Source organism: Nocardiopsis sp. CNZ308, assembly GCF_004217075.1.
The window spans coordinates 702,194-727,660 of record NZ_SHKJ01000001.1 but is presented as its reverse complement, the minus strand read 5'-3'; the positions used below and the strand labels follow the sequence as shown (position 1 = coordinate 727,660).

At 72.2% G+C, this 25,467-nt stretch carries 20 protein-coding genes; 17 read left to right on the top strand and 3 right to left on the bottom strand.

Annotated features, from left to right (window positions below; translation table 11 throughout):
* Nucleotides 1-85: 85 nt before the first annotated feature.
* The 17 genes from EV372_RS03140 to EV372_RS03060 all read left to right on the top strand — a co-directional run bounded on the left by EV372_RS03140 (nt 86) and on the right by EV372_RS03060 (nt 20,448).
* On the top strand, nt 86-1,438 hold the full coding sequence (locus EV372_RS03140) for a bifunctional folylpolyglutamate synthase/dihydrofolate synthase (RefSeq protein ID WP_130394766.1): 1,353 nt from the start codon (nt 86-88) through the stop codon (nt 1,436-1,438).
* A gap of 31 nt (nt 1,439-1,469) precedes the next feature.
* On the top strand, nt 1,470-1,865 hold the full coding sequence (locus EV372_RS03135; RefSeq protein ID WP_130394765.1) for a DUF4233 domain-containing protein: 396 nt from the start codon (nt 1,470-1,472) through the stop codon (nt 1,863-1,865).
* A gap of 154 nt (nt 1,866-2,019) precedes the next feature.
* The gene (ndk, locus tag EV372_RS03130) at nt 2,020-2,424 is read left to right on the top strand and encodes a nucleoside-diphosphate kinase (RefSeq protein WP_130394764.1); all 405 of its coding nucleotides are present in this window, start codon (nt 2,020-2,022) and stop codon (nt 2,422-2,424) included.
* Between the two features lie 220 nt (nt 2,425-2,644).
* The gene (locus EV372_RS03125; RefSeq protein WP_013154400.1) at nt 2,645-3,679 is read left to right on the top strand and encodes a rod shape-determining protein; all 1,035 of its coding nucleotides are present in this window, start codon (nt 2,645-2,647) and stop codon (nt 3,677-3,679) included.
* A 3-nt stretch (nt 3,680-3,682) separates the two neighbouring features.
* Nucleotides 3,683-4,579 carry a rod shape-determining protein MreC gene (gene mreC / locus EV372_RS03120; protein WP_130394763.1) on the top strand — a complete coding sequence of 299 codons (897 nt, stop codon included), beginning with the start codon at nt 3,683-3,685 and terminating at the stop codon, nt 4,577-4,579.
* Nucleotides 4,576-5,136: a rod shape-determining protein MreD gene (mreD, locus tag EV372_RS03115; RefSeq protein ID WP_130394762.1), complete on the top strand. Its 561-nt coding sequence runs from the start codon at nt 4,576-4,578 to the stop codon at nt 5,134-5,136. Before mreC ends, mreD begins: the two co-directional genes overlap by 4 nt.
* 8 nt (nt 5,137-5,144) lie before the next feature.
* On the top strand, nt 5,145-7,295 hold the full coding sequence (mrdA, locus tag EV372_RS03110; RefSeq protein WP_130394761.1) for a penicillin-binding protein 2: 2,151 nt from the start codon (nt 5,145-5,147) through the stop codon (nt 7,293-7,295).
* Nucleotides 7,296-7,297: 2 nt separating this feature from the next.
* Nucleotides 7,298-8,470, top strand: a complete 1,173-nt coding sequence (gene rodA / locus EV372_RS03105; RefSeq protein WP_130394760.1) for a rod shape-determining protein RodA — start codon at nt 7,298-7,300, stop codon at nt 8,468-8,470.
* A 281-nt stretch (nt 8,471-8,751) separates the two neighbouring features.
* Nucleotides 8,752-10,689 (top strand): TIGR03960 family B12-binding radical SAM protein, encoded by a 1,938-nt coding sequence (locus tag EV372_RS03100; protein ID WP_130394759.1) that lies wholly within the window; start codon nt 8,752-8,754, stop codon nt 10,687-10,689.
* Nucleotides 10,690-11,359: 670 nt separating this feature from the next.
* Nucleotides 11,360-12,136, top strand: coding sequence for a TIGR03936 family radical SAM-associated protein (locus EV372_RS03095; protein ID WP_019609595.1), 777 nt, complete (start codon nt 11,360-11,362; stop codon nt 12,134-12,136).
* A 158-nt stretch (nt 12,137-12,294) separates the two neighbouring features.
* Nucleotides 12,295-15,333: a ribonuclease E/G gene (locus tag EV372_RS03090; RefSeq protein WP_130394758.1), complete on the top strand. Its 3,039-nt coding sequence runs from the start codon at nt 12,295-12,297 to the stop codon at nt 15,331-15,333.
* Nucleotides 15,334-15,689: 356 nt separating this feature from the next.
* The gene (gene rplU, locus EV372_RS03085; RefSeq protein WP_019609597.1) at nt 15,690-16,001 is read left to right on the top strand and encodes a 50S ribosomal protein L21; all 312 of its coding nucleotides are present in this window, start codon (nt 15,690-15,692) and stop codon (nt 15,999-16,001) included.
* 14 nt (nt 16,002-16,015) lie between these two features.
* Nucleotides 16,016-16,276: a 50S ribosomal protein L27 gene (gene rpmA, locus EV372_RS03080; RefSeq protein WP_019609598.1), complete on the top strand. Its 261-nt coding sequence runs from the start codon at nt 16,016-16,018 to the stop codon at nt 16,274-16,276.
* A 121-nt stretch (nt 16,277-16,397) separates the two neighbouring features.
* Nucleotides 16,398-17,762, top strand: a complete 1,365-nt coding sequence (obgE, locus tag EV372_RS03075) for a GTPase ObgE (protein ID WP_130394757.1) — start codon at nt 16,398-16,400, stop codon at nt 17,760-17,762.
* An 81-nt stretch (nt 17,763-17,843) separates the two neighbouring features.
* Complete coding sequence (gene proB, locus EV372_RS03070) at nt 17,844-19,001, top strand: glutamate 5-kinase (RefSeq protein ID WP_130394756.1); 1,158 nt, start codon at nt 17,844-17,846, stop codon at nt 18,999-19,001.
* A 72-nt stretch (nt 19,002-19,073) separates the two neighbouring features.
* On the top strand, nt 19,074-19,964 hold the full coding sequence (locus EV372_RS03065; RefSeq protein ID WP_197044354.1) for an alpha/beta hydrolase fold domain-containing protein: 891 nt from the start codon (nt 19,074-19,076) through the stop codon (nt 19,962-19,964).
* A gap of 37 nt (nt 19,965-20,001) precedes the next feature.
* Nucleotides 20,002-20,448 (top strand): type II toxin-antitoxin system PemK/MazF family toxin, encoded by a 447-nt coding sequence (locus EV372_RS03060; protein WP_130394755.1) that lies wholly within the window; start codon nt 20,002-20,004, stop codon nt 20,446-20,448.
* A gap of 115 nt (nt 20,449-20,563) precedes the next feature.
* On the opposite strand, the gene EV372_RS03055 is transcribed toward EV372_RS03060, so the two are convergent.
* The 3 genes from EV372_RS03055 to EV372_RS03045 all read right to left on the bottom strand — a co-directional run bounded on the left by EV372_RS03055 (nt 20,564) and on the right by EV372_RS03045 (nt 25,381).
* Nucleotides 20,564-21,376 (bottom strand): cyclase family protein, encoded by an 813-nt coding sequence (locus EV372_RS03055; RefSeq protein WP_253794533.1) that lies wholly within the window; start codon nt 21,374-21,376, stop codon nt 20,564-20,566.
* Between the two features lie 606 nt (nt 21,377-21,982).
* Nucleotides 21,983-23,146 (bottom strand): AMP-dependent synthetase, encoded by a 1,164-nt coding sequence (locus tag EV372_RS03050; protein ID WP_130398725.1) that lies wholly within the window; start codon nt 23,144-23,146, stop codon nt 21,983-21,985.
* A gap of 573 nt (nt 23,147-23,719) precedes the next feature.
* A complete protein-coding gene (locus tag EV372_RS03045) occupies nt 23,720-25,381 on the bottom strand; it encodes an FAD-dependent monooxygenase (RefSeq protein ID WP_130394753.1) in 1,662 nt (553 codons plus the stop codon).
* Between the last annotated feature and the right edge of the window lie 86 nt (nt 25,382-25,467).

Sequence of the window (25,467 nt, the reverse complement as noted above, 5' to 3'; positions counted from 1 at the left end):
TTCCCTGACCCGGGGATCGTGCCCAGGTGGGGGCGCGTAGACTGGCGCGGGTGTACACCCCGAACACACGAGACACCGAGACACCGTGAGCGAAGCCAGCGCCGAGCAGCGCTACGCCGAGGTGACCGCGGAGATCCTCGCCCGCGCGCCCGAGTCCGACATCGATCCTCGACTGGACCGGGTCCGCACCCTGCTGGACCTCCTGGGCGACCCGCACCGCAGCTTCCGGGCCATCCACGTCACCGGCACCAACGGCAAGACCTCCACCGCCCGCATGATCGACGCGCTCATGCGCGGGCGGGGTCTGCGCGTGGGCCGCTACACCAGCCCGCACCTGCGCACCGTGCGCGAACGCATCGTCATCGACGGGGAGCCCGTATCCCAGGAGCGGTTCGTCGCGGCCTACGACGACATCCGCCCCTACGTTGAGATGGCCGACTCGATGAACGACGCACCGCTGTCGTTCTTCGAGATCCTCACGGTGATGGCCTACGCCGTCTTCGCCGACGCCCCCGTGGACGTGGCCGTCGTCGAGGTCGGCATGGGCGGCCGGTGGGACGCCACCAACGTCATCGACGGAGACGTCGCCGTGGTGACCCCCATCGGGATCGACCACACCGAGTACCTGCCCGACACGGTGGAGGGTATCGCCGAGGAGAAGGCGGGCATCATCAAGCCCGACTCCGTGGTGGTCCTGGCCCAGCAGCCGCTGCCCGCCGCCGAGGCCCTGGTCCGCAACGCCGCGGAGGTCGGGGCGCGGGTGGCCAGGGAGGGACTGGAGTTCGGCGTCACCTCCCGCGAGATCGCCGTCGGCGGCCAGCAGATCGCCGTCAAGGGCCTCACCGGCAACTACGAGAACCTGTTCCTGCCCCTGTTCGGGGCGCACCAGGCCGGGAACGCCGCCGTGGCCCTGGCCGCGGTCGAGGCGTTCGCCTCCTCCGGCGACGACGCCGGGGGCCTGGACCCCGCGATCGTCGCCGAGGCCCTCGCGGGAGTGGACTCCCCGGGCCGCATGGAGGTCGTGCGCACCAGCCCGACCATCATCGCCGACGCGGCGCACAACCCGGCCGGGATGACCGCCACCGCGGCGGCCGTGGAGGAGGCCTTCACCTTCTCCCGGCTGGTCGGGGTGGTCGCGATCATGGCCGACAAGGACGTCGAGGGGATCCTCGAACCCCTCGAACCACTGCTCGACGAGATCGTCGTCACCCGTAACTCCTCCCCGCGTTCCCTCGAACCGGAGCGGCTGTCCAACGTCGCCCAGCACATCTTCGGTGAGGAACGCGTGCACGTGGAGCCCCGACTCGACGACGCCATCGATCGGGCCGTGGGCCTGGCCGAGGAAGGCGGGGAGTTCGGCGGCACCGGTGTACTGGTCACCGGATCGGTCGTCACCGCCGGTGACGCCGTCCACCTGTTGCGCGGTGCGCAGGAGTGACGGGCCAGGTCTACTACGAAGGGAACCCGCCGTGCGTGTAGTCTGCGCCGTCATCCTGGTGTTCGAGGTCGTCGTGATCGGCCTCTTCATCCCCGTCGCCATCTCCCTGGAGGGGGTGGACCCGGTCCTGGCCGGGAGCCTGTGGGGAGGGATGGCCGTCGCCGCCCTCGTGCTCTCCGGGCTCCAGAAGCACCGCTGGGCGCACTACGCGGCCTGGGCGCTGCAGGCCGCCTTCCTGTTCACCTCCTTCCTGGTCTCCGGGGCGGTGCTGGTCGCCGTGGTGTTCGTCTCCCTGTGGGTGACCGGCGTCATCATGGGCCGCCGCACCGACGAGATGAAGGCCGCCCACCTGGCCCGCGCCGAGGCGGAGGCCGCCGGGCGGGGCGAGGACACCGCGGCCTCCGCGCCCACGCGCCAAACGCGATAGTGTGACGCAGGTCCGGGCGGGCGGCCCGGGGAGAACCCTCCTCCTGCGGCCCCCGCACCTGTGACCCACCACCCGATTCCTCCGCGTGCGGCCGCTGCCGTGGGCGGGTGCCCACGTGCGCCACGCGGAGCCCCAGTGAGGAGTTGACACGCACGTGGAGCGCACTCTCGTTCTCATCAAGCCGGACGGCGTCCGCCGCAACATCGTCGGCGAGGTCATCTCGCGCATCGAGCGCAAGGGTCTGAAGCTGGTCGCCATGGAGCTGCGCACGCTCGACGCCGAGACCGCCAAGACGCACTACGAGGAGCACGCCGAGCGCCCGTTCTTCGGCTCGCTCGTCGAGTTCATCACCGGCGGCCCCCTCGTGGCCATGGTCGTCGAGGGCGAGCGCGCGGTGGAGGCGTTCCGGGCCCTGGCCGGCGCCACCGACCCGGTGACCGCCACCCCCGGCACCATCCGCGGCGACTTCGCGCTGGAGGTGCAGCAGAACATCGTGCACGGCTCGGACTCCACCTACTCCGCCGAGCGCGAGATCAAGCTCTTCTTCCCCGGCCTGTAGGGGAACGGGACGGTCCGCGGGTCCTTCGGCATGTGGGACCCGCGGACACGGGTGACTTCGGTCGGTTCGTCCGCCGACGGGGCAACAATTCGGTGTGTTTGCGTAACGGACTAAGTGCTGACCGTTACGATACGGGGGACTCAACACCTATCGTGCCGGAACGACTACGTATGGTCGCCCCGGGCAACCACGTCCGACACGGCGCCTCTGAGGACGTTACATGCCGAACAACCTTGCTTTTCTCGGCCGGGACATGGCCGTCGACCTGGGTACCGCCAACACGCTCGTGTACGTGCGAGGACGCGGCATCGTTCTGAACGAGCCGTCGGTGGTCGCGCTCAACACCTCAACGGGCCGAATCGTCGCTGTCGGCATCGAAGCCAAGCAGATGATCGGTCGCACGCCGACCAACATCACGGCCATCCGTCCCCTGAAGGACGGTGTCATCGCCGACTTCGAGATCACCGAGCGCATGCTGCGCTACTTCATCCAGAAGATCCACCGGCGGCGCCACTTCGCCAAGCCGCGCCTGATCGTGGCGGTGCCCAGCGGTATCACCTCGGTCGAGCACCGCGCCGTCAAGGAGGCGGGCTACCAGGCCGGCGCGCGCAGGGTCTACATCATCGAGGAGCCCATGGCCGCCGCCATCGGCGCCGGGCTCCCCGTCCACGAGCCGACCGGGAACATGGTCGTGGACATCGGCGGCGGCACCACCGAGGTCGCCGTGATCTCGATGGGCGGCATCGTCACCTCGCAGTCCATCCGCGTGGGCGGCGACGAACTCGACCAGGCCATCGCGACCTTCGTCAAGAAGGAGTTCTCGCTGATGATCGGGGAGCGCACCGCCGAGGAGCTGAAGATGGCCATCGGCTCCGCCTACCCGACCGGTTCCGAGGAGATCCGCGCCGAGGTGCGCGGACGCGACCTCGTCAGCGGGCTGCCCAAGACCATCGTCCTGTCCGAGAGCGACGTCCGCCAGGCCATCGAGGAGCCGGTCACCGCCATCGTCGACGCGGTCCGCACCAGCCTGGACAAGTGCCCCCCGGAGCTGTCGGGCGACATCATGGACCGCGGCATCGCCGTCACCGGCGGCGGAGCGCTGCTCCGCGGCATCGACGAGAGGCTCCTGCACGAGACCGGGATGCCCATCCACGTCGCCGACAACGCGCTCGACTCCGTCGCCGTCGGCTCGGGCACCTGCGTCGAGAACTACGAACGGCTCCACCAGGTACTCGTCCCCGAGCGGCGGAGGTGACCCGTGTTCCGCGACTCACGCAGATCCCGCGTACTGCTCGCCGTGCTCGTCGCCGTGGCGGTGGCCCTGCTCGTCCTGGACGCCCGTCCCGGCGCCAACCCCGTCACCTCCGCGGCCCGCGCGGGCGGCGAACTCGTCTTCGCGCCAGCCGCCGCGGGCGTCACCTGGGCGACCGGACCCGTGTCCGGTCTCTACGAGGGGCTGGTCAGCGGCCCCCAATCCGAGCGCGTGGCCGAGCTGGAGCAGGCCAACGCCGAGCTGGAGGACGACCTGCGGGCCGCCCGCATCGACAAGGCGCGCGCCGAGCAGCTCGACGCGATGCTGGGGCTGGCCGGTCTGGGCGGCTACGAGATCGTCCCCGCCCAGTCCGTCACCCACGTCACCGCGCGCGGCTACGCCGACACGGTCACCATCGACGCCGGGACCGACTCGGGTGTGCGCCCGGACATGACCGTGGTCAACGGCTCCGGCCTGGTGGGCAAGGTGATCGAGGCCGGTCCGGGCACCGCCACCGTCATGCTCGCCACCGACGTCAACTCCGCCGTCGGCGCCCGTCTGGAGGCCACGCGCAAGATCGGCGTGGTCCGGGGCGGCGCCGTCCCCGGCGGCCCCGACGCCGAACTGACCCTGGAGCTGTTCGACCTCCAGGCGCCGGTCGAGGCCGGGGACCGGCTGGTCACGCTCGGCTCGCACGAGGGCGCGCCCTTCGTGCCCGGCGTGCCGATCGGCACCGTCGAGGAGGTGCAGGTGGCGCCCGGCGCGCTCAGCCGCCTCGCACGTATCGCCCCGGCCGTGGACTTCTCGTCCCTGGACGTGGTGGGCGTGGTGGTCGGGGGGCCCGAGGAGGACCCGCGCGACTCCGTGCTCCCGCCCCGACCCGACAAGGGGGAACGCTCATGAGGAACGCAGCGACCCTGGCCCTGGTGGCCGTCGCCGTGCTCGCCCAGGCCACCGTCGTCAACCGGCTCCCGTTCGAGTGGGGGGCCGGGCCCGACCTCGTGGTCGCGGCGATCGTCGCGGTCGCCCTGACCACCAGCCCCGCCGCCGCCGCGGCGTGCGGTTTCGCCGCCGGGCTGGCCATGGACGTCCTGCCGCCCGCCGAGCACGCGCTGGGCCGCTACGCCCTGGTGCTGTGCGTGGCCGCCTACCTGCTGGCCCTGCTGCACAGGAACACCGGCTCCGCCGGAGCCCTGGGCGGCAGGCCCTCGGTCTGGGCCCTGATGGCCGCCACCGCCGTCACCGCCGTGGGTGTGGGCCTGGGCTACGCGCTGGTCGGTGCGCTCATGGGCGACCCGCGGGTGTCGCTGGCCGCCGTGGCGGTCAACACCCTCGTCGGCGCCGCCCTGACCACCCTGGTCTCGCCGCTGGTCACGCTTCCGCTGCTGTGGGCGCGGGGGGCGCTCTCCGACAGCGAGCTCGCCGGCGTCCGGGGCCCCGTCTCCCCCGGGGGGTGGTGAACGTGCACATGTCGCCCGTCGACGACGTCGAACTGCCCGGCCGCAGACTCGGCCGGGCCGGACTGCTGCTCGCCCAGATCCTGGTGCTGGTGCTCTTCGCGGCCCTGGCCGTACGGCTGTGGTACCTCCAGATCCCGATGTGGGACCACTACCGCGAGCTCGCGGTGGCCAACCACCACCAGCAGCTCCTCGTCCCCGCCACGCGGGGGCAGATCCTGGACACCACCGGCCGCCCGCTGGTCAACAACAGCACCGAACTGGTGGTCTCCGCCGACTACCACGAGATCATGGGCATGGAGGACGGCGGCGAGAAGGTCCTGACCGACCTGTCCGAGGTGCTCGACGTCCCGCTGGAGGAGCTCCAGAAGCGCATGCGCCTGTGCGGGCCCGAGGTGAGCCGCCCGTGCTGGCCCGGCTCGCCCTACCAGCCCGTCACCCTCGCCGACGACGTGGAGCCCTCCGTCGCCCTCCAGATCATGGAGAGCGCCGACCGCTTCCCCGGGATCAGCGCCCAGGCCCACGCCGTGCGCGAGTACCCGCAGGGCGAGCACGGCTCCCAGATGCTGGGCTACCTGCAACCGGTGACCCAGGAGGAGCTGGAGGCACGCGAGGACCTGCGCACCCAGTTCACCGGCATCGACATGGTGGGCCGCGACGGCGTGGAGGCGGTCTACGACGCCCAGCTGCGCGGCACCGCGGGCAAGCGCGTCCTGGGCGTGAACAACCACGGCGAGGTCATGGAGGTCATCTCCGAGACACCGCCCGAAGCGGGGATGCACCTGGTCACCCACGTCGACCTCGGCGTGCAGAAGATCGCCGAGGAGGCGCTGGCCGCGGGGATGGAGGGCGCCCGGCCACGCTACAAGGCCGACTCCGGCGCCGCCATCGTCCTGGACGTGCGCACCGGCGGCGTGGTGGCCATGGCGAGCCTGCCCACCTACGACCCCGCGATCTGGCGCGGGGGCATCGACCAGGAGACCTTCGACGAGATGCTCAGCGAGGAGGCGGGCGAGCCGCTGCTCTCCCGCGCCGTGCAGGGCACCTACCCGCCGGGCTCCACGTTCAAGGTCTCCTCGCTCGCGGCTGCGGCGGAGAACGGCTACTCGCTGCGCAGCACCTACGCCTGCCCGGGCTCGGTGAACCTGGCCGGGCAGAACTACGAGAACTACGAGGGCCAGGGCCAGGGGCCGATCAGCCTGCACCAGGCCATCGTGGTCTCCTGCAACACCGTCTTCTACAACTTCGGCTACCAGATGTGGAAGGACGACGGCGGGCTCTACCCCGACGGCGAGGCCGACGAGGCGATGGCCGAGATGGCCAAGGGCTTCGGCTTCGGCTCCCCGACCGGGATCGACCTGCCCTACGAGACCTCCGGGCGCATCCCCGACCGCGAGTGGAAGCGCACCTTCTGGCAGGAGACCCGCGAGAACAACTGCCACCGGGGCGAGCACGGCTACCCCGACGTCGCCGAGACCGACCCGTCGCGCGCCGCCTACCTCAAGCTGCTGGCCTACGAGCAGTGCGTGGAGGGCTTCCAGTGGCGGGCCAACGAGGCCGTCAACTTTGCCATCGGCCAGGGGGACGTCCTCGTCACCCCGCTCCAGCTCGCCAGCGCCTACGCGGCTGTCGCCAACGGCGGCACGCTCCACGAGCCGCGCATCGGCAGGGCGCTGGTCTCCGCCGACGGGACGCGGGTGCGCGAGATCGAACCGGTCGTGCGCGGCGAGCTCCCGGTCAGCGACGAGACGCTGGAGTACCTCCAGACCGCGCTCACCGCGGTCCCCAAGGAGGGCACCGCCCGCGGCGCCTTCGCCGGGTTCCCGCAGGACGAGGTGTCCGTCGCGGGCAAGACCGGCAGCGCCGACGTGGAGGGGCGCCAGGTCTCCTCCTGGTTCGCCTCCTACGCGCCCGCCGACGACCCGCAGTTCGCCATCGTCGTCCTGGTCTCCCAGGGCGGTACCGGCGGTATGACCGCGGCGCCCATCGCGCGCGCCATCTACGACGGCATCTACGGGTTCGACTCCCCGGCACAGGGAGCCGAGGCCGAGGTCGAGGAGGACGCGTCCGGCGGCGCGGAGCCGCTGATCCCGGGCGGCGCGCCGCCCGAGCAACTGCCCGACATCCGTCCCGACGGTTCCATCGACCTGCTGGATCGGTAGCCATGAGCACCTACATGGGGGCGCCCGGGTCACGGAGCGCCGAGATCGGACGCAACGCGGCGGGCCTGGCGCGCCGACTGGACTGGACGCTGGTCGGGTCGGTGGCGGCCCTGTGCGCCATCGGTTCGCTGCTGGTGTGGTCGGCGACCATCCCGGGCGACGGCAGCGACCCGCTGGAGTCCACCGAACACCTGGGCCGCCACCTGCTCCACCTGGTCGTGGCGTGGGCGCTGTGCCTTCTGGTGGCCGCGGTGGACCACCGCACGATCCGCGCGTACGCGCCGATCGTCTACCTGGTCACGGTGGTCGCGCTGGTCCTGGTGCTCACCCCGCTCGGCGAGGTGATCAACGGGTCGCGCGGCTGGATCGTGGTCGGCGGCTTCCAGTTCCAGCCCAGTGAGCTGTCCAAGGTCGGGCTGGTCCTGGTCCTGGCCACGCTGCTGGGGGAGCCCCGCGACGGCGAGGCCCGGCCGATGACGCGGGACGTGGTGTTCTGCCTGGTGGTCCTGGCGGTGCCGCTGGCACTGGTGATGTCGCAGCCGGACCTGGGCACCACGCTGGTGCTGGTCACGATCTTCCTGGGCATGCTCACGCTGTCGGGCGCCCCGATCGTGTGGGTGGCGGGCATGCTGGCGTGCGGGGTGGTCGGCGCGCTGTGCGTGTGGTGGTTCGACCTGCTGGAGCCCTACCAGCTGGACCGCATCGCCACCCTGATGGACCCGACCGCCGACCCGCAGGGCGCGGGGTACAACTCCAACCAGGCGCTGATCGCGGTGGGGTCGGGCGGGTTCAACGGCACCGGGCTGTTCCAGGGCGAGCAGACGCACGGGCAGTTCGTGCCCGAGCAGCACACCGACTTCATCTTCACGGTGGCGGGCGAGGAACTGGGGTTCGTGGGGTCGGTGGTGGTCATCGGCCTGTTCGCGCTGGTCCTGTGGCGGATCCTGCGCATCGCCCAGGGGTGCGAGCAGCCCTACCCGCGCCTGCTGTGCGTGGGAGTGGTCGCCTGGTTCGGGTTCCAGGCCTTCATCAACATCGGGATGGGCCTGGGGGTCGTTCCGGTGACGGGTCTGCCGCTGCCGTTCATGTCCTACGGCGGTACCGCGATCGTGGCCAACATGGTCGCACTGGGACTGGTGCTGGGCGTCGACTCCCGGGACCGGGGCTTCGCCTAGGGGCGCGGACCACGGCACCGGCGGGGCGGGCACGGCGGAGGCGCCGGGGCCCGCCCCGCCGCCGTCCGGGGGCGGGTCACGGCGGGGGAGCGGCGGGGCATGGGTGGAGCCGGGCCCGCGGCGGTCCGACCGGGCCTGTGGACGGAGCGGCCCGGGGCCCGTGACGCCGGTAGCCTGGGAACATCAGCGCGGGCGCGCTCCACGCGTCACCGCGCCGACCCCCGCGACGGCGGGGGTCCACGCACACCCGACACGATGTCCGCCGAACGAAGGCCCACACCATGTCCGTCGAAAGCCTCTTCCCGCGGCTGGAACCCCTGCTGACGCAGGTGGCCAAGCCCATCCAGTACGTCGGTGGCGAGCTCAACTCCGTGGTCAAGGAATGGGACGAGACCCGGGTGCGCTGGGCGCTGATGTACCCGGACGCCTACGAGGTGGGAGTGCCCAACCAGGGCGTCCAGATCCTGTACGAGGTCCTCAACGAGCGCGAGGGCGTGCTGGCCGAGCGCGCCTACGCGGTGTGGCCGGACCTGGAGAAGCTGATGCGCGAGCACGGCGTGCCCCACTTCACCGTGGACTCGCACCGCCCGCTGGCCGCCTTCGACGTGCTCGGGCTGAGCTTCGCCAGCGAGATGGGCTACACCAACATGCTCACCGCGCTGGATCTGGCGGGCATCCCGCTGCGCGCGGCCGACCGCACCGCCGACCACCCGGTCGTGCTGGCGGGCGGGCACTCGGCGTTCAACCCCGAGCCGATCGCCGACTTCCTGGACGCGGTGGTCCTGGGCGACGGCGAGGAGATCACCCTCGCCATCACCGAGATCATCCGCGAGTTCAAGGAGGAGGGCGAGCCCGGCGGGCGCGACGGCCTGCTGCTGCGCCTGGCCGCGACCGGGGGCGTGTACGTGCCCCGCTTCTTCGACGTGGCCTACCACGGGGACGGGCGGATCGCCTCCTACACGCCCAACCGGCCCGGGGTGCCCGGCACGGTGCAGAAGCACACCGTGATGGACCTGGACCAGTGGCCCTACCCCAAGAAGCCGATCGTGCCGACCGCCGAGTCCGTGCACGAGCGCTACAGCGTGGAGATCTTCCGCGGCTGCACGCGCGGCTGCCGGTTCTGCCAGGCGGGGATGATCACCCGACCGGTGCGCGAGCGCAACAAGGAGACCGTCACGAAGATGGTCGAGGACGGCGTCGAGGCCTCCGGCTTCCAGGAGGTGGGGCTGCTGTCGCTGTCCAGCGCCGACCACAGCGAGATCGGGCAGATCGCCAAGGGGCTCGCCGACCGCTACGAGGGCACCAACACCGGCCTGTCCCTGCCCTCCACCCGCGTGGACGCGTTCAACATCGACCTGGCCAACGAGCTGACCCGCAACGGGCGCCGCTCCGGCCTGACGTTCGCGCCGGAGGGCGGCAGCGAGCGGATGCGCCGGGTGATCAACAAGATGGTCACCGAGGAGGACCTCATCCGCACCGTCACCGCCGCGTACGCGGCCGGGTGGCGGCAGGTGAAGCTGTACTTCATGTGCGGCCTGCCCACCGAGGAGGACGAGGACGTCCTGGCCATCGCCGACCTGGCCACCGAGGTGATCCGGACCGGCCGTGAGGTGACCGGGCGCAAGGACATCCGCTGCACGGTGTCCATCGGCGGGTTCGTGCCCAAGCCGCAGACCCCGTTCCAGTGGGCGGCGCAGACCTCGCACGAGGCCGTCGACGCCCGGCTGCGCAAGCTGCGCGACAGGCTGCGGGGCGACCGCAAGTACGGCAAGTCGATCGGTCTGCGCTACCACGAGGGCCGCCCCTCCATCATCGAGGGCCTGCTCTCCCGGGGGGACCGCAGGGTCGGCCGGGTGGTCGAGGAGGTGTGGCGCTCGGGGGGCCGGTTCGACGGCTGGAGCGAGCACTTCTCCTACGACCGGTGGTCCAAGGCCGCCGAGGTCGCCCTGGCCGACCTCCCGGTGGACGTGGACTGGTTCACCACCCGCGAGCGCGACGAGGACGAGGTCCTGCCCTGGGACCACCTGGACGCGGGCCTGGACCGGTCGTGGCTGTGGCAGGACTGGCAGGACTCGCTGTACGGCGAGGAGTCGCTGGAGGTGGACGACTGCCGCTGGAACCCCTGCTACGACTGCGGGGTCTGCCCGAGCATGGGCACCGAGATCCAGATCAACGCCCCCGCGGAGGGCCGCCCGCTGCTGCCGCTCAACGTGGTCTAGCCGGACGGCCGCCCGCTCGCGGGGCGGGCCCCGCCCCGCGACCGGGCGGTTCCGGCCACGGCGGTGTGCCGCGCGGGCCCGGGAGGTCTCCGGCCGAGGCCGGACACGGACGAACCCCTGCTCCCACCGGTCATCGGTGGGAGCAGGGGTCGTGGTGTTCGTGCCGGGGCAGGGGTCGGCTCACGTGCCCCGGGAGGGGGTGAAGTAGGATTTCGCGCTCCGGGCGCTCTCTCGACCCTCGAAGGGGAGTGGCCCGGGGGAGGAAGGTGTACGGCCCGGCGCCCCGCTCGCGCCGGGCCGTACGTGTAATAGGACTCGCGGGCTACGCGGGGGGTTGCCATCGGATCCAGATTTTCTTCGGATTTTTTTCGGCGAACCCCGCGTTCTGGTGGTGAACACGGCTCCGGTGTCCGCTTCGACCGCTCGGGGACTTTTCGACCGCAGGTCAGTGGGGGAGATACCGGTATGCGTAGTCCTGCTGGCGCATGTGCACCACGGCGCACCGTACGCTGAACAGGACGAGGAACAGCCCCTTCAGGTCGCCCCGCCGACCGCACCAGGGGGCATGAGGAAAGGAGTTGAGCTGCCCCCCGCATCCGAGGGCACCACCTCACCCTCCACGGCCAAACCCGGACAACGGCTTCGCGTCCACTACGCCAAGCGCGGACGCATGAGGTTCGCCAGCCACCGCGACATCGCCCGGGCTCTGGAGCGCGCCCTGCGCAGGGCCTCCGTGCCCGTGGCTTTCTCCGCTGGCTTCTCACCTCACCCCAAGGTCTCCTACACCGGCGCGGCCCCCACCGGGGTCGCCAGCGAGGCGGAGTACCTTGAACTCACTCTGGCCGAGCACCGTCCGCCCGAGAGGGTCCGAGCCGACATCGACGCGGCCATGCCCCAGGGCATCGACGTCGTCGAGGTCGTCGAGGCCCGGCATCCCGGGCTGGCCGACCGGCTCCAGGCCTCCGAGTGGCGCGTGGAGATGGCTGGCGTCGACCCCGACGACGCCGCCAGGGCGGTGGCCGCCTATCTGGCCGCCGACAGCGTCGAGGTGGAGCGGATGACGAAGAAGGGCCGTCGCCGCTTCGACACACGGCCGGCGGTGGTCCGTATCGACGTGTGCGCTGAATCCCTCGGGCGCGCCCCAGAGGAACATCACACGACATATGCCATACTTCGGATGGTCGTACGGCACACGACACCTGCTGTTCGACCGGACGACGTGCTGACCGGCCTTCGCCGCGTGGCCGACCTCGCGCCGCCGTCATCTCCGATGATGACCCGGCTGGCGCAGGGGCCGCTGGACGAGACGACAGGTGCGATCGCGGACCCGCTCTCCCAGGACCGGCCCGAAGCCCACACGAGCTCCGGACCCGCGGACGACAACGCGGAGGAGCGGCGCGAAGACGCACCACGGCCGTCAACGCCCATGGCGGGACCGCACGGATGAGCGGCCCCGAAGCGGGGAACATGGGCGACACCACAGGACTTTGCCCCGACGGCGCCCCGGCGCCGTCGGCGCTGACACAGCGACGACAGTTCTCGTGAGCCGCGCCGCCGACCGAGAGGTCGCGGCGCGCCCGAGGACTCTGACGGGAGACCGCCCGGATGCTCGACAACGAGCCCAACAACGGTGCCGACGGCACCGCGGGTACAACTGAAACAACCGACAACACGGCGGCTGCGCCCTCCACGGGGGGCGGTGAGGTGCGCGTGACCACACCCGCGCCCGCCAAGGGCGTCCGCCGCGCCGCCGGACCACCCCCCGAACCCGACGACGTCTTCACTCCCCCCTCCGCGCCCGTCACCTCCCTCGCCGGTTCCGGTGAGGGAGGCACGGTCAAGACCTCGGTGACCACCACCTCGCGCAGGCGCACCGTGCGCGCCGCGGGCCGTCCCGACGAGGACGCCGCTCCGCGCCGTTCGCGCGCCTCCGCTGGCGAGGACGCCGCCCCGCGCCGGGCCCGTGCCTCCGCTGACGAGGAGGCCGCTCCGCGCCGTTCGCGCGCCTCCTCGGCCTCGGGGGACACCGCTCCCTCCACGGCCAGGAGCCGCGGCCGTTCGCGCGCCCGCTCCGCCGCGGCCGCGGAGACCGCCGGGCCCGCGCCCTCCGAGGCGGCCGACGAGCCCGCCAAGGACGAGGAGACCGTGGAGGCGGGCGGCGGCAACGTCTTCCAGGCCCCCTCCCTGCTCTTCCAGCCCCCGGTGGCCAGCGCCGCCCCCGTGCCCGCACGCGGCACCGCCCCGGCGGAGGCCGACGAGGAGCCCGAGGAGCCCGAGGAGTCCGAGGAGGAGACCGCCCAGGCCGCCGTCGCGGAGGAGACCGGCGACGGGGACGACGACCGTCCCAGCCGCCGTCGCCGCCGTCGCGGAGGCCGGGGGCGCGGCCGCTCCCGCGCGGACGAGGACGAGGCCGCCGAGGCCCCCGAGTCCGCCGAGGACAAGGCGGAGCAGCACGGCGGCAGGGACCGCGGCGAGGACGACGGCGCGGCCGACGAGGCCGCCGAGTCCGACGACCGCAGCAGCCGCCGTCGCCGCCGCCGTCGCCGCCGCTCCGGAGGGGGAGAGGGCCCCGAGGCCACCCCGGACGACCCGCCCAACACCGTGGTCCGGGTGCGCGAGCCCCGCCAGGAGAAGCCGATCGAGGACGAGGTCCAGGCGGTCCGCGGCTCCACACGGCTGGAGGCCAAGAAGCAGCGCCGCCGCGAGGGCCGTGAGCAGGGCCGCCGCCGCGCTCCCATCGTCACCGAGTCGGAGTTCCTGGCGCGGCGGGAGTCGGTCAAGCGGGACCTGGTGGTGCGCCGCGTCGAGGACCGCACCCAGATCGCCGTCCTCGAGGACGACATCCTCGTCGAGCACTACGTCGACCGGGCCACGCACCGCTCCTACGTGGGCAACGTGTACCTGGGCCGGGTGCAGAACGTGCTGCCCTCTATGGAGGCCGCGTTCGTCGACATCGGCAAGGGCCGCAACGCCGTCCTGTACGCGGGCGAGGTCAACTGGGACTCCTTCGGCCTGGACGGCCAGCCCAAGCGCATCGAGTCGGTGCTCAAGTCCGGCCAGTCGGTCCTGGTGCAGGTCACCAAGGACCCCGTCGGACACAAGGGCGCCCGCCTGACCAGCCAGATCAGCCTGCCCGGCCGCTACCTCGTGTACGTGCCCGGCGGTTCGATGACCGGCATCAGCCGCAAGCTCCCCGACAAGGAGCGCGCGCGCCTCAAGCAGATCCTCAAGAAGGTCATGCCCTCCGGCGCGGGCGTCATCGTGCGCACGGCCGCCGAGGGAGCCAGCGAGGAGGAGCTGGAGCGCGACATCACCCGTCTCGCCAAGCAGTGGGACTCCATCAAGCGCAAGTCCAAGTCGGCCAACGCCCCCTCGCTGCTCAACAGCGAGCCCGACCTGACGGTGCGGGTCGTGCGCGACGTGTTCAACGAGGACTTCTCCAGCCTCGTCGTGTCCGGTGACGAGGCCTGGACCACCGTCCACGAGTACGTGGACTACGTGGCCCCCAACCTCTCCGAGCGCCTCTCGCACTGGAACGAGGACCGCGACGTCTTCGCCGCCTACCGCGTCGACGAGCAGATCAACAAGGCCCTGGAGCGCAAGGTCTGGCTGCCCAGCGGCGGCTCGCTGGTCATCGACCGCACCGAGGCCATGACCGTGGTCGACGTCAACACCGGCAAGTTCACCGGCCAGGGCGGCAACCTGGAGGAGACGGTCACCAAGAACAACCTGGAGGCGGCCGAGGAGATCGTCCGCCAGCTCCGGTTGCGCGACATCGGCGGCATCATCGTCATCGACTTCATCGACATGGTCCTGGAGTCCAACCGCGACCTGGTGCTGCGGCGCATGCTGGAGTGCCTCTCGCGCGACCGCACCAAGCACCAGGTGGCCGAGGTGACCTCGCTGGGGCTGGTCCAGATGACCCGCAAGCGGGTCGGCCAGGGCCTGCTGGAGGCCTTCTCGCACAGCTGCGAGCACTGCAACGGCCGCGGCCTGGTGGTCGCCAGCGACCCGGTCGAGAGCAAGGGCGGCGGCAACGGCAACGGCCGCAAGAAGAAGAAGGGCAAGGGCGAGCCCGACCAGGCGGCCGAGAAGCCGGAGAAGGCCCAGAAGCCGTCCTCCGACAAGCCGGAGAAGGCCGACGGGGCCGACAGGCCGGAGAAGGCCCAGAAGGCGGGCGGTGACGCCGACGAGTCCGCGGAGGCGGACGCGATGCGGACCGAGGAGGCCTCCGAGGCCCCGCAGGCGGCCGAGGCCCCGGCCTCCGAGCCCGCCAAGAAGACCCGTAAGCGGGCCTCCCGCTCCCGCAAGGCCGAGGCCGCCGCGGAGGAGCAGGAGGAGATCACCGCCACGGAGGAGGCGCCTGAGGCCGCGCAGCCCGAGCAGGCCGAGGAGGCCCCCGAGGAGGCCCCGGCCAAGAAGACCCGCGCCCGGCGCACCACCCGTCGTACCGCCCGCGGGGCGGCCGACACCGGTGAGGCCGAGGCCGCGGGCGGTGAGAGCGCCCCCGCCGAGGCGGACGCGACCGCCGCCGAGACGCCCGCCGAGGCCGGTGACGACGAGGCCGCCGAGCGGCCCAAGCGTCGCCGTACCCGGCGTACCAGGGCGGCGGCCACCCCGCCGACCGCCGTGGACGCGGGCTGAGTCAGGGGCGGTAGCCCCGCCGTGGTCCGGACCGGCACCAGCCCGGTCCGGACCACGGCACGTGTACAGGCCCGTGGCGGGCCGATGGTAATCTGAGGGACGGTGCGTCGGCGCGCTCCACCACAATCGCGCGCCCCGACACCGAAGTGCTCTCCACGCAGGGTTTGTTTCCCTCGGATCCCCGCGCCCCGCTACAGGCGATCAGTGGATCGTGGAACGAGGCACCTCCCCGCCCACACGGGGATGGGCCTCCCGGCCGATCTGGGCACAGGTGCGGCCGGACCCGGACCCCGGGCTCATGTCTCGGGGATGGTCCCGAGCATTATTCGTTGAGCGAGCAGGAAGAGAGTTACCCGGTGTACGCGATCGTGCGAGCGGGCGGCCGACAGGAGAAGGTGTCTGTCGATGACGTCCTGAACATCGACAAGGTCTCCGACGAGACCGGCGCCACCATCACATGGCAGCCCATCCTCGTCGTCGACGGTGACAACGTCATCAGCGACGTCGACAAGCTGAGCGGCTACACGGTCAGCGCCGAGGTCCTCGGTGAGACCAAGGGCCCCAAGATCAACATCCTGAAGTACAAGAACAAGACCGGTTACAAGAAGCGCCAGGGTCACCGCCAGAAGCACACCCAGGTGCGCGTCACCGGCATCGCGGCGAAGTAGGAGGCCTGGAAGATATGGCACACAAGAAGGGCGCTTCGTCCAGCCGTAACGGTCGTGACTCGAACGCCAAGCGCCTCGGCGTCAAGCGCTTCGGCGGCCAGAGCGTCTCGGCTGGTGAGATCCTGATCCGTCAGCGCGGCACCAAGTTCCACCCCGGCGCCAACGTCGGCCGCGGTGGAGACGACACGCTGTTCGCGCTGGTCGCCGGCGAGGTCAAGTTCGGCAACTTCCGCGGCCGCAAGGCCGTCAACATCGTTCCCGTCGCCGCCGAGTAGGCACGCGCGCGGACGTTGTACAGGGCGGGCCAGGGAACACTGGCCCGCCCCTTGCGTTGTCACTGGATGACGCGTGTGTGTCCAGGCCCCGCACGGGGGCCGGAGAGTAACGGGGAGAGCTATGCCTGACTTCGTCGACGAGGCGGTCTTGCACGTCAAGGCCGGGAACGGCGGGCATGGCTGTGCCTCCGTGCACCGGGAGAAGTTCAAGCCGCTGGGCGGTCCGGACGGCGGCAACGGCGGCCACGGCGGGGACGTCGTGCTGGAGGTCGACACCCAGACCGCGACCCTGCTGGACTACCAGCGCCGCCCGCACCGCGCCGCCAGCAACGGCACGCCCGGCCAGGGCGGCCACCGCGCCGGGGCCAAGGGCGAGGACCTCGTCCTCAAGGTGCCCGACGGCACCGTGGTCAGCCGTATGGACGGCGAGGTCGTCGCCGACCTGGTCGGCCACGGCACGCGGCTGGTGCTCGCCGAGGGCGGCCACGGCGGCCTGGGCAACGCCGCGCTGGCCACCAAGCGGCGCAAGGCCCCCGGCTTCGCCCTCAAGGGCGAGGAGGGCCAGGGCTTCGACGTGCGCCTGGAGATGAAGACCATCGCCGACGTCGGCCTGGTGGGCTTCCCCAGCGCGGGCAAGTCGTCCCTGATCGCCGCCATGTCCGCGGCCCGGCCCAAGATCGCCGACTACCCGTTCACCACCCTGGTGCCCAACCTGGGCGTGGTGGAGGCGGGCAACGTCCAGTACGTCATCGCCGACGTGCCCGGCCTCATCCCCGGAGCCAGCGACGGCAAGGGGCTGGGCCTGGAGTTCCTGCGCCACATCGAGCGCTGCTCCACCCTCCTGCACGTGCTGGACTGCGCCACCTACGAGCAGGGCCGCGACCCGGTCAGCGACCTGGAGGCGCTGGAGGCGGAGCTGTCCGCCTACGGCCGCAGCACCGGTGTGGACCTGTCCGACCGGCCGCGCCTGGTCGCCCTGAACAAGGTGGATGTCCCCGAGGCCCGCGAGCTCGCCGAGATGGTCACCCCGATGCTGGTCGAGCGCGGCTACCGCGTCCTGGAGGTCTCCGCGGCCTCCCGCGAGGGGCTGCGCGAGTTGTCCTTCGCCCTGGGCGAGCAGGTGGCCGCGGCCCGCGAGGCCGCGCCTCCCGCGGAGCCCACCCGGGTCGTGATCCGTCCCCAGGCCATCGGTGACGCGCCCTTCCAGGTGGTGCCGCTGGGCGGCAACGCCTTCCAGGTGCGCGGGGACAAGCCCGCCCGCTGGGTGCGCCAGACCGACTTCTCCAACGACGAGGCCGTCGGCTACCTCGCCGAGCGCCTCAACCGCCTCGGTATCGAGGAGCAGCTGGCCAAGGCGGGCGCCACCGAGGGCGCCGAGGTGCACATCGGCACCGAGGAGGACTCCGTGGTCTTCGACTGGGACCCCTCCACGGACGCAGAGGTCGTCCCGTCCGGCCCGCGCGGGTCCGACGCCCGGCTGGGCTGACCCGCGCGGGGACCGACGGCCCGGCCGACAGGCACGAGCGCGGCGCCCGGTGCCGCGCCACTGGATGGAAAGCCCCACACGGTGCACAGCGCAGGAATCGAACAGACCGACTCCCCGGAGACCTCCGGGCGCGCGGCGGTGGCCGCCGCGCGCCGGGTCGTGGTCAAGGTGGGATCGTCCTCCCTGACCACACCCGACGGCCGGATCGACTCCTGCCGCATCCGCGACCTGGTCCGGGTGCTGGCGGACCGCCGCGCCGCGGGCCAGGAGGTCATCCTGGTCTCCTCCGGGGCGGTCGCGGCCGGGATGACCCCGCTCGGCATGGCCCGCAGGCCCCGTGACCTGGCCTCCCAGCAGGCCGCCGCCAGCGTGGGCCAGGGGCTGCTGCTGGCCGCGTACACGGCCGAGCTGGCCGGGCACGGCCTCACCGCGGCGCAGGTCCTGCTCACTGTCGAGGACATGATGCGGCGGGTGCAGCACCGCAACGCCCAGCGCACGCTGCGCCGCCTGCTGGACATCGGCGCCCTGCCCATCGTCAACGAGAACGACACCGTGGCCACGCACGAGCTGCGGTTCGGCGACAACGACCGCCTGGCGGCCCTGGTGGCGCACCTGATGCGCGCCGACGCGCTGGTGCTGCTCTCGGACGTGGACGCCCTGTACGACGGCAACCCCTCCGCTCCGGGGTCGTCGGTGGTCAGCCTCGTGCGCGGTCCGGCGGACCTGGACGGGATCGACATCGGCAGCGCGGGCGGGCGGGGCGTGGGCACCGGCGGGATGGTCACCAAGGTGGCGTCGGCGCGGATCGCCACGGAGGCGGGCGTGCACACCCTGCTCACCTCCGCCGCGAACGCCCGCACGGCCCTGGAGGGCGGGCCCGCGGGCACCCTGTTCGCTCCGGCGCGCGGACGGCGCCCCTCGGCCCGCCAGCTGTGGCTGGCGCACGCCACGGCGGGTCGGGGCAGCCTGGTCCTGGACCCCGGCGCGGTCACGGCGGTGGTGCGGGAGAAGGCGTCCCTGCTCCCGGCCGGTGTGGTCAGGGTGACCGGCGACTTCAACGCGGGCGATCCGGTGGACCTGTGCGACGAGGACGGCGCCGTCGTCGCCCGCGGACTGGTCAACTACGACGCCGCCGAGGTGCCCGAACTGATGGGCAGGTCCACGCGGTGGCTGGCCCGCGAGATGGGCCCCTCCTACGAGCGCGAGCTGGTGCACCGGGACGACCTGGTCGTGCTCTAGACCGCGCATCCGGACCGCCGCGACACCTCTGCGGCGATGTCGGGGACACCCCCGAGGAGAGTGAAGACACCCATGCCTAGCCTGGTGGCGAGAATGCTCGCGGTGGCGTTCCGGGTGGCGCGCAAGCGCCCCATGGAGACCGTCGAGGGCGCGCGTGAGCGCATCGACGAGGCCAAGGACGACCCCGAGCCGCCGCACTGGGTCGCCAAGCGCCACGAGACCACCCGGCGGGAGGTCGGGGGCTTCGCGAGCTACACGGTCCTCGCCCGGGACCGGGAGGAGGACCCCGACAAGGCCGTCCTGTACGTGCACGGGGGCTCCTACATCAGCGAGATCTCCCCCTGGCACTGGGTGCTGATCTCGCGCATGGCGGACGTGGGCTGCCGGGTGGAGGTGCCCATCTACGGGCTGGCGCCCCAGCACACCTACCGCGAGGCGTTCGGCTTCCTCCACACCGTGTACCGCGACCTGCTGGAGCACGTCGCGCCGGAGCGCACGGTGTTCGCCGGGGACTCGGCCGGGGCCGGGCTGGCGCTCGCCCTCGCGCAGACGCTGCCCGGGGAGGGCCTGCCCCAGCCCGCGCGGCTCATCCTGGTCTCCCCGTGGACGGACCTGACCATGTCCAACCCCGACATCGCCGAGGTGGAGGGCCGGGACCCCTGGCTCAGCCCGGTCGGCCTGAAGGAGGCCGCCAAGGTGTGGGCGGACGGCGACGACCTGTCCCTGCCCCGGCTCAGCCCGGTCAACGGCGTGCTCTCCGGCCTGCCGCCCATGGACCTCTACATCGGTACCCGCGACGTGTTCCTGCCCGACACCCGGCGCCTGCGCGCGCTCGTCGCGCGGGCCGGGGGAGAGGTGGACCTGCACGAGGAGGAGGGGGCCTTCCACGTCTACCCGCTGGTCCCGGTTCCCGAGGGCAGCCGGGCGCGGGCGCGGATCATCGGCACCGTCCAGGACCTGTGAGACCTCCCGGGCGGGGCGGACGCCCTAGGATGCGGACGTGAGCGAACGAACGACGCGCCGAAGCGAGGACCACCCCCACCGGGGCGAGGTCCGCGAGATCCCCACCGCCGCCAGCGCCACCAGGCTCGTCTACGCGCCCGAGCGCGACGGACTCGCCGACGCGGGCGAGATCGTGTGGACGTGGGTCCCCTACGAGGAGGACCCGGGGCGGGGCAAGGACCGCCCGCTGCTGGTGGTCGGCCGCCGGGGCGAGCGGCTGCACGGGCTGATGCTGTCCTCCCAGCGCCCCGACGCGTGGGAGCGCCAGGACTGGCTGCCCGTCGGCTCGGGCCCGTGGGACCGGGAGCAGCGCGACTCCTACGTACGGGTGGACCGGCTCTTCGAGTTCGACGAGGACGACATCCGCCGGGAGGCGGCCGTCATGGACGAGGAGCTGTTCTGGATGGTCGCCGACGTCCTGCGGGCCCGCTACGGGTGGAGCTGAGCGGCGGAGGGCGGCCGCCCGTCCGCGGGTCCCGGGGACGGGCGGGTCTCCACCGGAGGGGCGGTCGGGCCCCGGGGCGCAGGACCGCCGCCGGGGCCCTGCGGCCCCCGTCGCCTCAGGAGAGGGCCAACAGGCGTACGGGGCCGCCGGAACCGCCCCGGATGTTGGCGACGCCGACGATCGCCATAGCGCCGCTCTCGGGAGCCGTCTCCAGGTGGGCGACCATCTCGACGGCGTACTTGTTCTCCCCGAGGAGGAACACGTGCGCCTCGGGGTTGGAGGCGGAGTCGGGCCCGTAGTCGAAGCTCGGGGTGTCCACGGCGATCCCGGCGATGTCCCGCGCGCTCAGCAGCCAGTCGATCGCCTCGATGTCGAACCCGGGGAAGTGGGCGACGCCGTCGCTGTCGCGGTTGAGCATCGCCTCCTCGCTCTGGAGTACCCGCGCGCTCCATCCGGAGTCCATGGCGACCAGGGCGCCCCGGGGGATGCGACCGTGGCGCCGTTCCCAGCGGCGTAGGTCGGCCACGGTGACCTGGGCGTCGTAGTGCCTCGCGGCGCGGTCGGCGATGCGGACCACGACGAGCGGACAGACCAGGTCGCGCGGGTCCACCTCGTGGGTGTGCAGTGCGTCAGCGCTGTCGTTGAAGTGCCACGGCGCGTCGAAGTGGGTCCCGGTGTGCTCGTCGATCTCCAGCTTGAGCGCGTTGAAGCCGTCCTCCTCGATCGAGGCGAACTGGAAGATGTTCGGGTCGAGGATGTAGGGCCGGTAGATCGGGAAGTCGTTGTGGAGGACGTGGGTGAGGTCGGTGACCGTCAGCCGCGACGGGCTGATCCCGGCGATGGTCTGGGCGTGGGCGGACTCCACCGGCCCTCCGAGGGCGCCGATCCCGGTGAGCACGGCGCCGACGGCCGCCGAACCGGTCAGCACGCGCCTCCGGCCCAGGCCCGCGCCGGCCGGGCGCGCGGGCGGCGCCGACCGCTCCGCCGTGATCGTGCCCCCCGGCGTTTCCGGGGCGCGCCCCGATGCGGTCATGAACGTCTTCCGGGCCTTGTGGATCACGTGGGGTCCGCACATCGCAGTGTTCCTCTTCCAGGTCTGCTGTCCGTTCGATCTGGAATGAGTATACGATCTCTTATGTAAAAGTGAAGCCTGTGTCCCATGCGATGCCTTGTGTCGAGGGTGGGCGCGGACCGGCGGTCTCGCCGCGGAAGGTGAGCGGGCGAACACGCGGGCGGGCCGACGCGGAGGCTTGCGCCCGTTCCGGGAGGTGTCGTTTTCCGGCGGGGAGGCCGGAAGAGCCGGAGCGGTGGGGGCGTGTCCGGAGTCGGCACGGCGCTTTCCGCCGTTCCCCGGACCCGTTGTGTGTAACGGAGTACGCCCCGCCCTCCGGGCCGCCGCGCCCGTCTGGGGAACGGAGGGAATTTCTCCTCGACGTGACAGTCCGCGTCCCGCCGTATTTCCCGGGAGCCACGTTCGCGCCGCGCCGGTGAATTCCCGCCCGGCCCTGTTCGGGGGCCGGGTGGCGGGAACGGGTTACGCGGAGCAGCGGCCCCGGGACGCGGTGCGGACCACCATCGTCGGCGCCGAGCCGTCCGAGGACTGGTCCAGCAGCCGCCGGGAGAGGGTCACCTCGAAGGTCTCGGGGGCCTCCTCGATGACCTCCGCCAGGGCCAGGCAGCCGGACACCACGTGGTGTCGGATCCACTCGACGGTGTACAGGTCCGGCTCCGTCCCGGGGCGGAGCCGGACCCGCAGGCGCAGCCGCTCGTTCTCGGTGTGCGGACGGATCATGACCACCTGGGCGGCTTCCACCGAGTCGAGTTGGAGGGCGAGCGACGCCAGGTCGGCGGGGGACACCAGACTGCTGAGCGGACCGTAGGGCGCGTCTATGCGGCTGTTGGTCCGCAGGGGCCGGCCGGGCAGCTCGCAGGTGCACGACGCCCACTCGGCCCCGGTGCCGGTGTCGTAGCGCAACAGGGGGACGACCGCCTTCCTGTGCGTGACGGTCACGAGCATGCGTCCGTTGACGACCTCGGTGTGCTGGTAGGGGAGCGGGTGGAAGGTGTCGATCGCGCAGTCGGGCCCGCTGTGCCCGATGATCCAGGTCTCCGCGGAGCCGAACAGCGCCCATGTGCGCAGGTGGGGGAAGTGCGTGCGGATCAGCGAGCGCGTCCCCGCGTCCATCGCCGGTCCACTCCAGAGCACCTTGCGCAGGAAGTCCAGGCGCCGCCCGGACGCGGCGCAGAAGCGCAGGACGCGCTGGACGGTGTCCAGGGTGGCGGCGAGGGCGCTCACCCCGTGCCGCTCGAAGAGGTCGAGGCACGGCTCGATCATCTGGTCCGTCGGGGCGTCGAGCGACAGGGTGGGGACGCCGGCCCGTGCGGCGAGCGCGTTGTGCAGGTCGTGCGCCGCGCGCATGTGGAACGGAGTGCTCAGGCTCGCGACCAGGTCGCCCGGCGCGAAGGGCTGAAGGTGCGGGGCGATCTCGTCCACGTGGAGGTCGGAGGGGAGCGCGCCCAACCGGCTCGTGGACGTTGTTCCTCCCGTGAGGTGGAGCGAGGCCCGGGAGAGTTCGTCCGGGGACTCCCGCATCATCGTGTCGACGGCCTCGCCGAGCTCCTCACGGGTGAGGGGAGGCAGGTCCGCCAGGCGGGGCCTGCGCCCCAGCACGAGGTAACGGCCGTACTTGCGCCGCATGGACGGGATCCTCGCCAGGCGCTGTAACGCGTGGGCCAGGGAGAGCGGCCCCTCCACTTTTCCTCCGATATTCATCGTCATTCTCGTGCTCGCATCTCTGGGTGTCAGGGATTTCGTTCATCCCGCCGGGGCGGCTGCGGTGACGTTAATGAATGTAGAATTCCCGTTAATTCTTCTCGGGGAAATGCCTTCGTTGTCGGCATGGCAGGGTCGAGGCCATTGGACAGTAAAGCAGATTCCCTCACCGAGGAACATGGTGAAGATTTCCCCTGCTGGTGAGCGCGTGATCACCGCAGGTCATGTGCACTTGTTGGGGGATGTCTCGGAGCGTGTTCCCCCGGTGGCCGGATGCGGTCGAGTGACCTTGCTCACCGCTCCTGGCCGCTGCGCGGGGTGAAGGCGGCCGCCCCGGCGCCGCGGGAGGCGCCGGGGCACGACCCGGCGTGCGCGGGGAGAGGGCCCGGTGTGACCGTGCCGGTTCGGCGGCCCCGCCGGTGGGCCCCGGTCCGCGCCGGGGCCCACCGGCGGCGCCGAGCGCCGTCGCCGCCGCCGGGCGCCGCGTGGAGGAGGCTCTCAGGCGCGGCTCGGCGCGGCCTGCCCGGCGGCCCCGGGCGCATGTCGCCGACCGTCCGCCGTCCCCAGGTGCACGGCCAGTTCCACCCTCAGGCGGGCGTGGTCCCGCATGTGCCCGTGGGCGGCGACGTAGCCGTCCGGCCGGACCAGGTGGTAGCCCGGTGCCGAGCACAGCCGGTGCTCCGAGGCCTGGTCGGCGCTCAGCGCCACCGTCCGCACCTGGGGCCGGTCGGCGACGAGCGCGGAGAACGGCTCCCCGTCGCGGGTGCGTCCGCGGCCGGGTGTGACGGCGAGCGTCCACCCGCGGGCCCCCGGCCCGCTCCCGGCCTCCCCGTGCCCGGCGAGGCCCAGGTCCACCGCGAGGGAACGGGGGAGGGCGTGGCCGGTGCGGACGGCGCCCGCCAGCCGTCCGGTCACCCGGCACAGGGAGGGCCAGGCGGGTTCCTGGGTGAGGCGAGCGGGTGTGTAGCGGAACCGGTAACCCGCCATGACGGGCAGGTATCCGCGTTCCATGACCGGTTCCAGGATTCGGAAGGCCGCGTCCCGGCCCGCCGTCTGCACGGGGTGCTGGAGCATCCACCCGCGTGTTTGGATGTCGGTGTCGCGCACGACCTGGCGCGCCACGTCCTTGCGTTCGGGGCCGTAGGTGGAGAGCAGTCGCGGCCCGGCCTCGCCCTGTGTCACCGCGGCCAGCTTCCAGGCCAGGTTCTGCGCGTCCTGCATCCCGGTGTTGAGGCCCTGGCCCCCGGCCGGGCTGTGCACGTGCGCCGCGTCCCCGGCGAGGAAGACGCGGCCCCGCTGGAAGTCGTCGGCGTGCCGCCGGTGCACGCGGAACACGGACTCCCACACCGGGTCGACCAGCCGGACCCCTCCCGGGCCCTGCTCGTCCGTGATCCGCTGGAGCAGGTCCACCCCCGCTTTCTCCCCGGGCGGGAGGCTGGCGAAGAACCGGAAGACGCCGTCGGGCAGGGCGACGATCACCAGGGCGCCCCGGGGCGACTGGTAGTAGAGCGCCTCGTCGACGGGCAGCTCCCCCTCGATGCGGCAGTCCACGAGGGCGAACGCCGACTCGTAGGTGCTGCCGACGAAGCCGGTGCCGATCTGGGCGCGCACCGCGCTGCCCGCGCCGTCCGCGCCGATGAGGAAGGGCGCGTGGTAGCGCTCGACGGTCCCGTCGGAGTGTTCGAGGATCGCGGTCACCCCCTCGGTCGCGGTGATGTCGCCGGAGAAGTCCAGCCCGTCGAGGGCGAGCAGCCGCACCCCCCGTTCGACGCGCCCGCCGAGCGCGTGCAGCCGCTCGGTGAGCACGCGCTCGGTCTCGTTCTGGGGCAGGCACACCGGAGCCAGGTGCTCGGGGAACGTGAACGTGGCCAGCGGGTCGCCGGAGGAGTAGTAGCGGAACCTGCGGATGTCGATACCCGCCCGCCGGGTGGATTCCAGGGCGCCCAGGTCGTCCAGCAGGTCGAGGGTGCGCGGCCAGAGCAGCAGGGCCTTGGGGAAGGGGGAGGCGGACTCGGCGCGGTCGATGAGCCGTACACGTACTCCTCGTCTCAGGAGCTCGCACGCGGCGGTCAGGCCCACGGGCCCGGCACCGACCACGAGGACGTCGGAGGGGGCGCTGTGTGCGCGGGTGGAAGCGGTGTCGTCGCTGGTCAACGGCATTTCGGGGAGCTCCGATCGAACGGGTTGCGGCGGGTGTCCCGGGTCGGCCCACCGCGTACGGCCAGTTCTATAAGATTGACGATGGA

What these genes read in the sequence shown, in the direction of transcription:
- EV372_RS03125 (WP_013154400.1), top strand. Translation starts at nt 2,645, where the DNA reads ATGCCGAACAACCTTGCTTTTCTCGGCCGGGACATGGCCGTCGACCTG.
- mreD (WP_130394762.1), top strand. Translation starts at nt 4,576, where the DNA reads ATGAGGAACGCAGCGACCCTGGCCCTGGTGGCCGTCGCCGTGCTCGCC.
- mrdA (WP_130394761.1), top strand. Translation starts at nt 5,145, where the DNA reads ATGTCGCCCGTCGACGACGTCGAACTGCCCGGCCGCAGACTCGGCCGG.
- rodA (WP_130394760.1), top strand. Translation starts at nt 7,298, where the DNA reads ATGAGCACCTACATGGGGGCGCCCGGGTCACGGAGCGCCGAGATCGGA.
- EV372_RS03100 (WP_130394759.1), top strand. Translation starts at nt 8,752, where the DNA reads ATGTCCGTCGAAAGCCTCTTCCCGCGGCTGGAACCCCTGCTGACGCAG.
- EV372_RS03095 (WP_019609595.1), top strand. Translation starts at nt 11,360, where the DNA reads ATGAGGTTCGCCAGCCACCGCGACATCGCCCGGGCTCTGGAGCGCGCC.
- EV372_RS03090 (WP_130394758.1), top strand. Translation starts at nt 12,295, where the DNA reads ATGCTCGACAACGAGCCCAACAACGGTGCCGACGGCACCGCGGGTACA.
- rpmA (WP_019609598.1), top strand. Translation starts at nt 16,016, where the DNA reads ATGGCACACAAGAAGGGCGCTTCGTCCAGCCGTAACGGTCGTGACTCG.
- obgE (WP_130394757.1), top strand. Translation starts at nt 16,398, where the DNA reads ATGCCTGACTTCGTCGACGAGGCGGTCTTGCACGTCAAGGCCGGGAAC.
- EV372_RS03065 (WP_197044354.1), top strand. Translation starts at nt 19,074, where the DNA reads ATGCCTAGCCTGGTGGCGAGAATGCTCGCGGTGGCGTTCCGGGTGGCG.
- EV372_RS03050 (WP_130398725.1), bottom strand. Translation starts at nt 23,146, where the DNA reads ATGCGGCGCAAGTACGGCCGTTACCTCGTGCTGGGGCGCAGGCCCCGC.
- EV372_RS03045 (WP_130394753.1), bottom strand. Translation starts at nt 25,381, where the DNA reads ATGCCGTTGACCAGCGACGACACCGCTTCCACCCGCGCACACAGCGCC.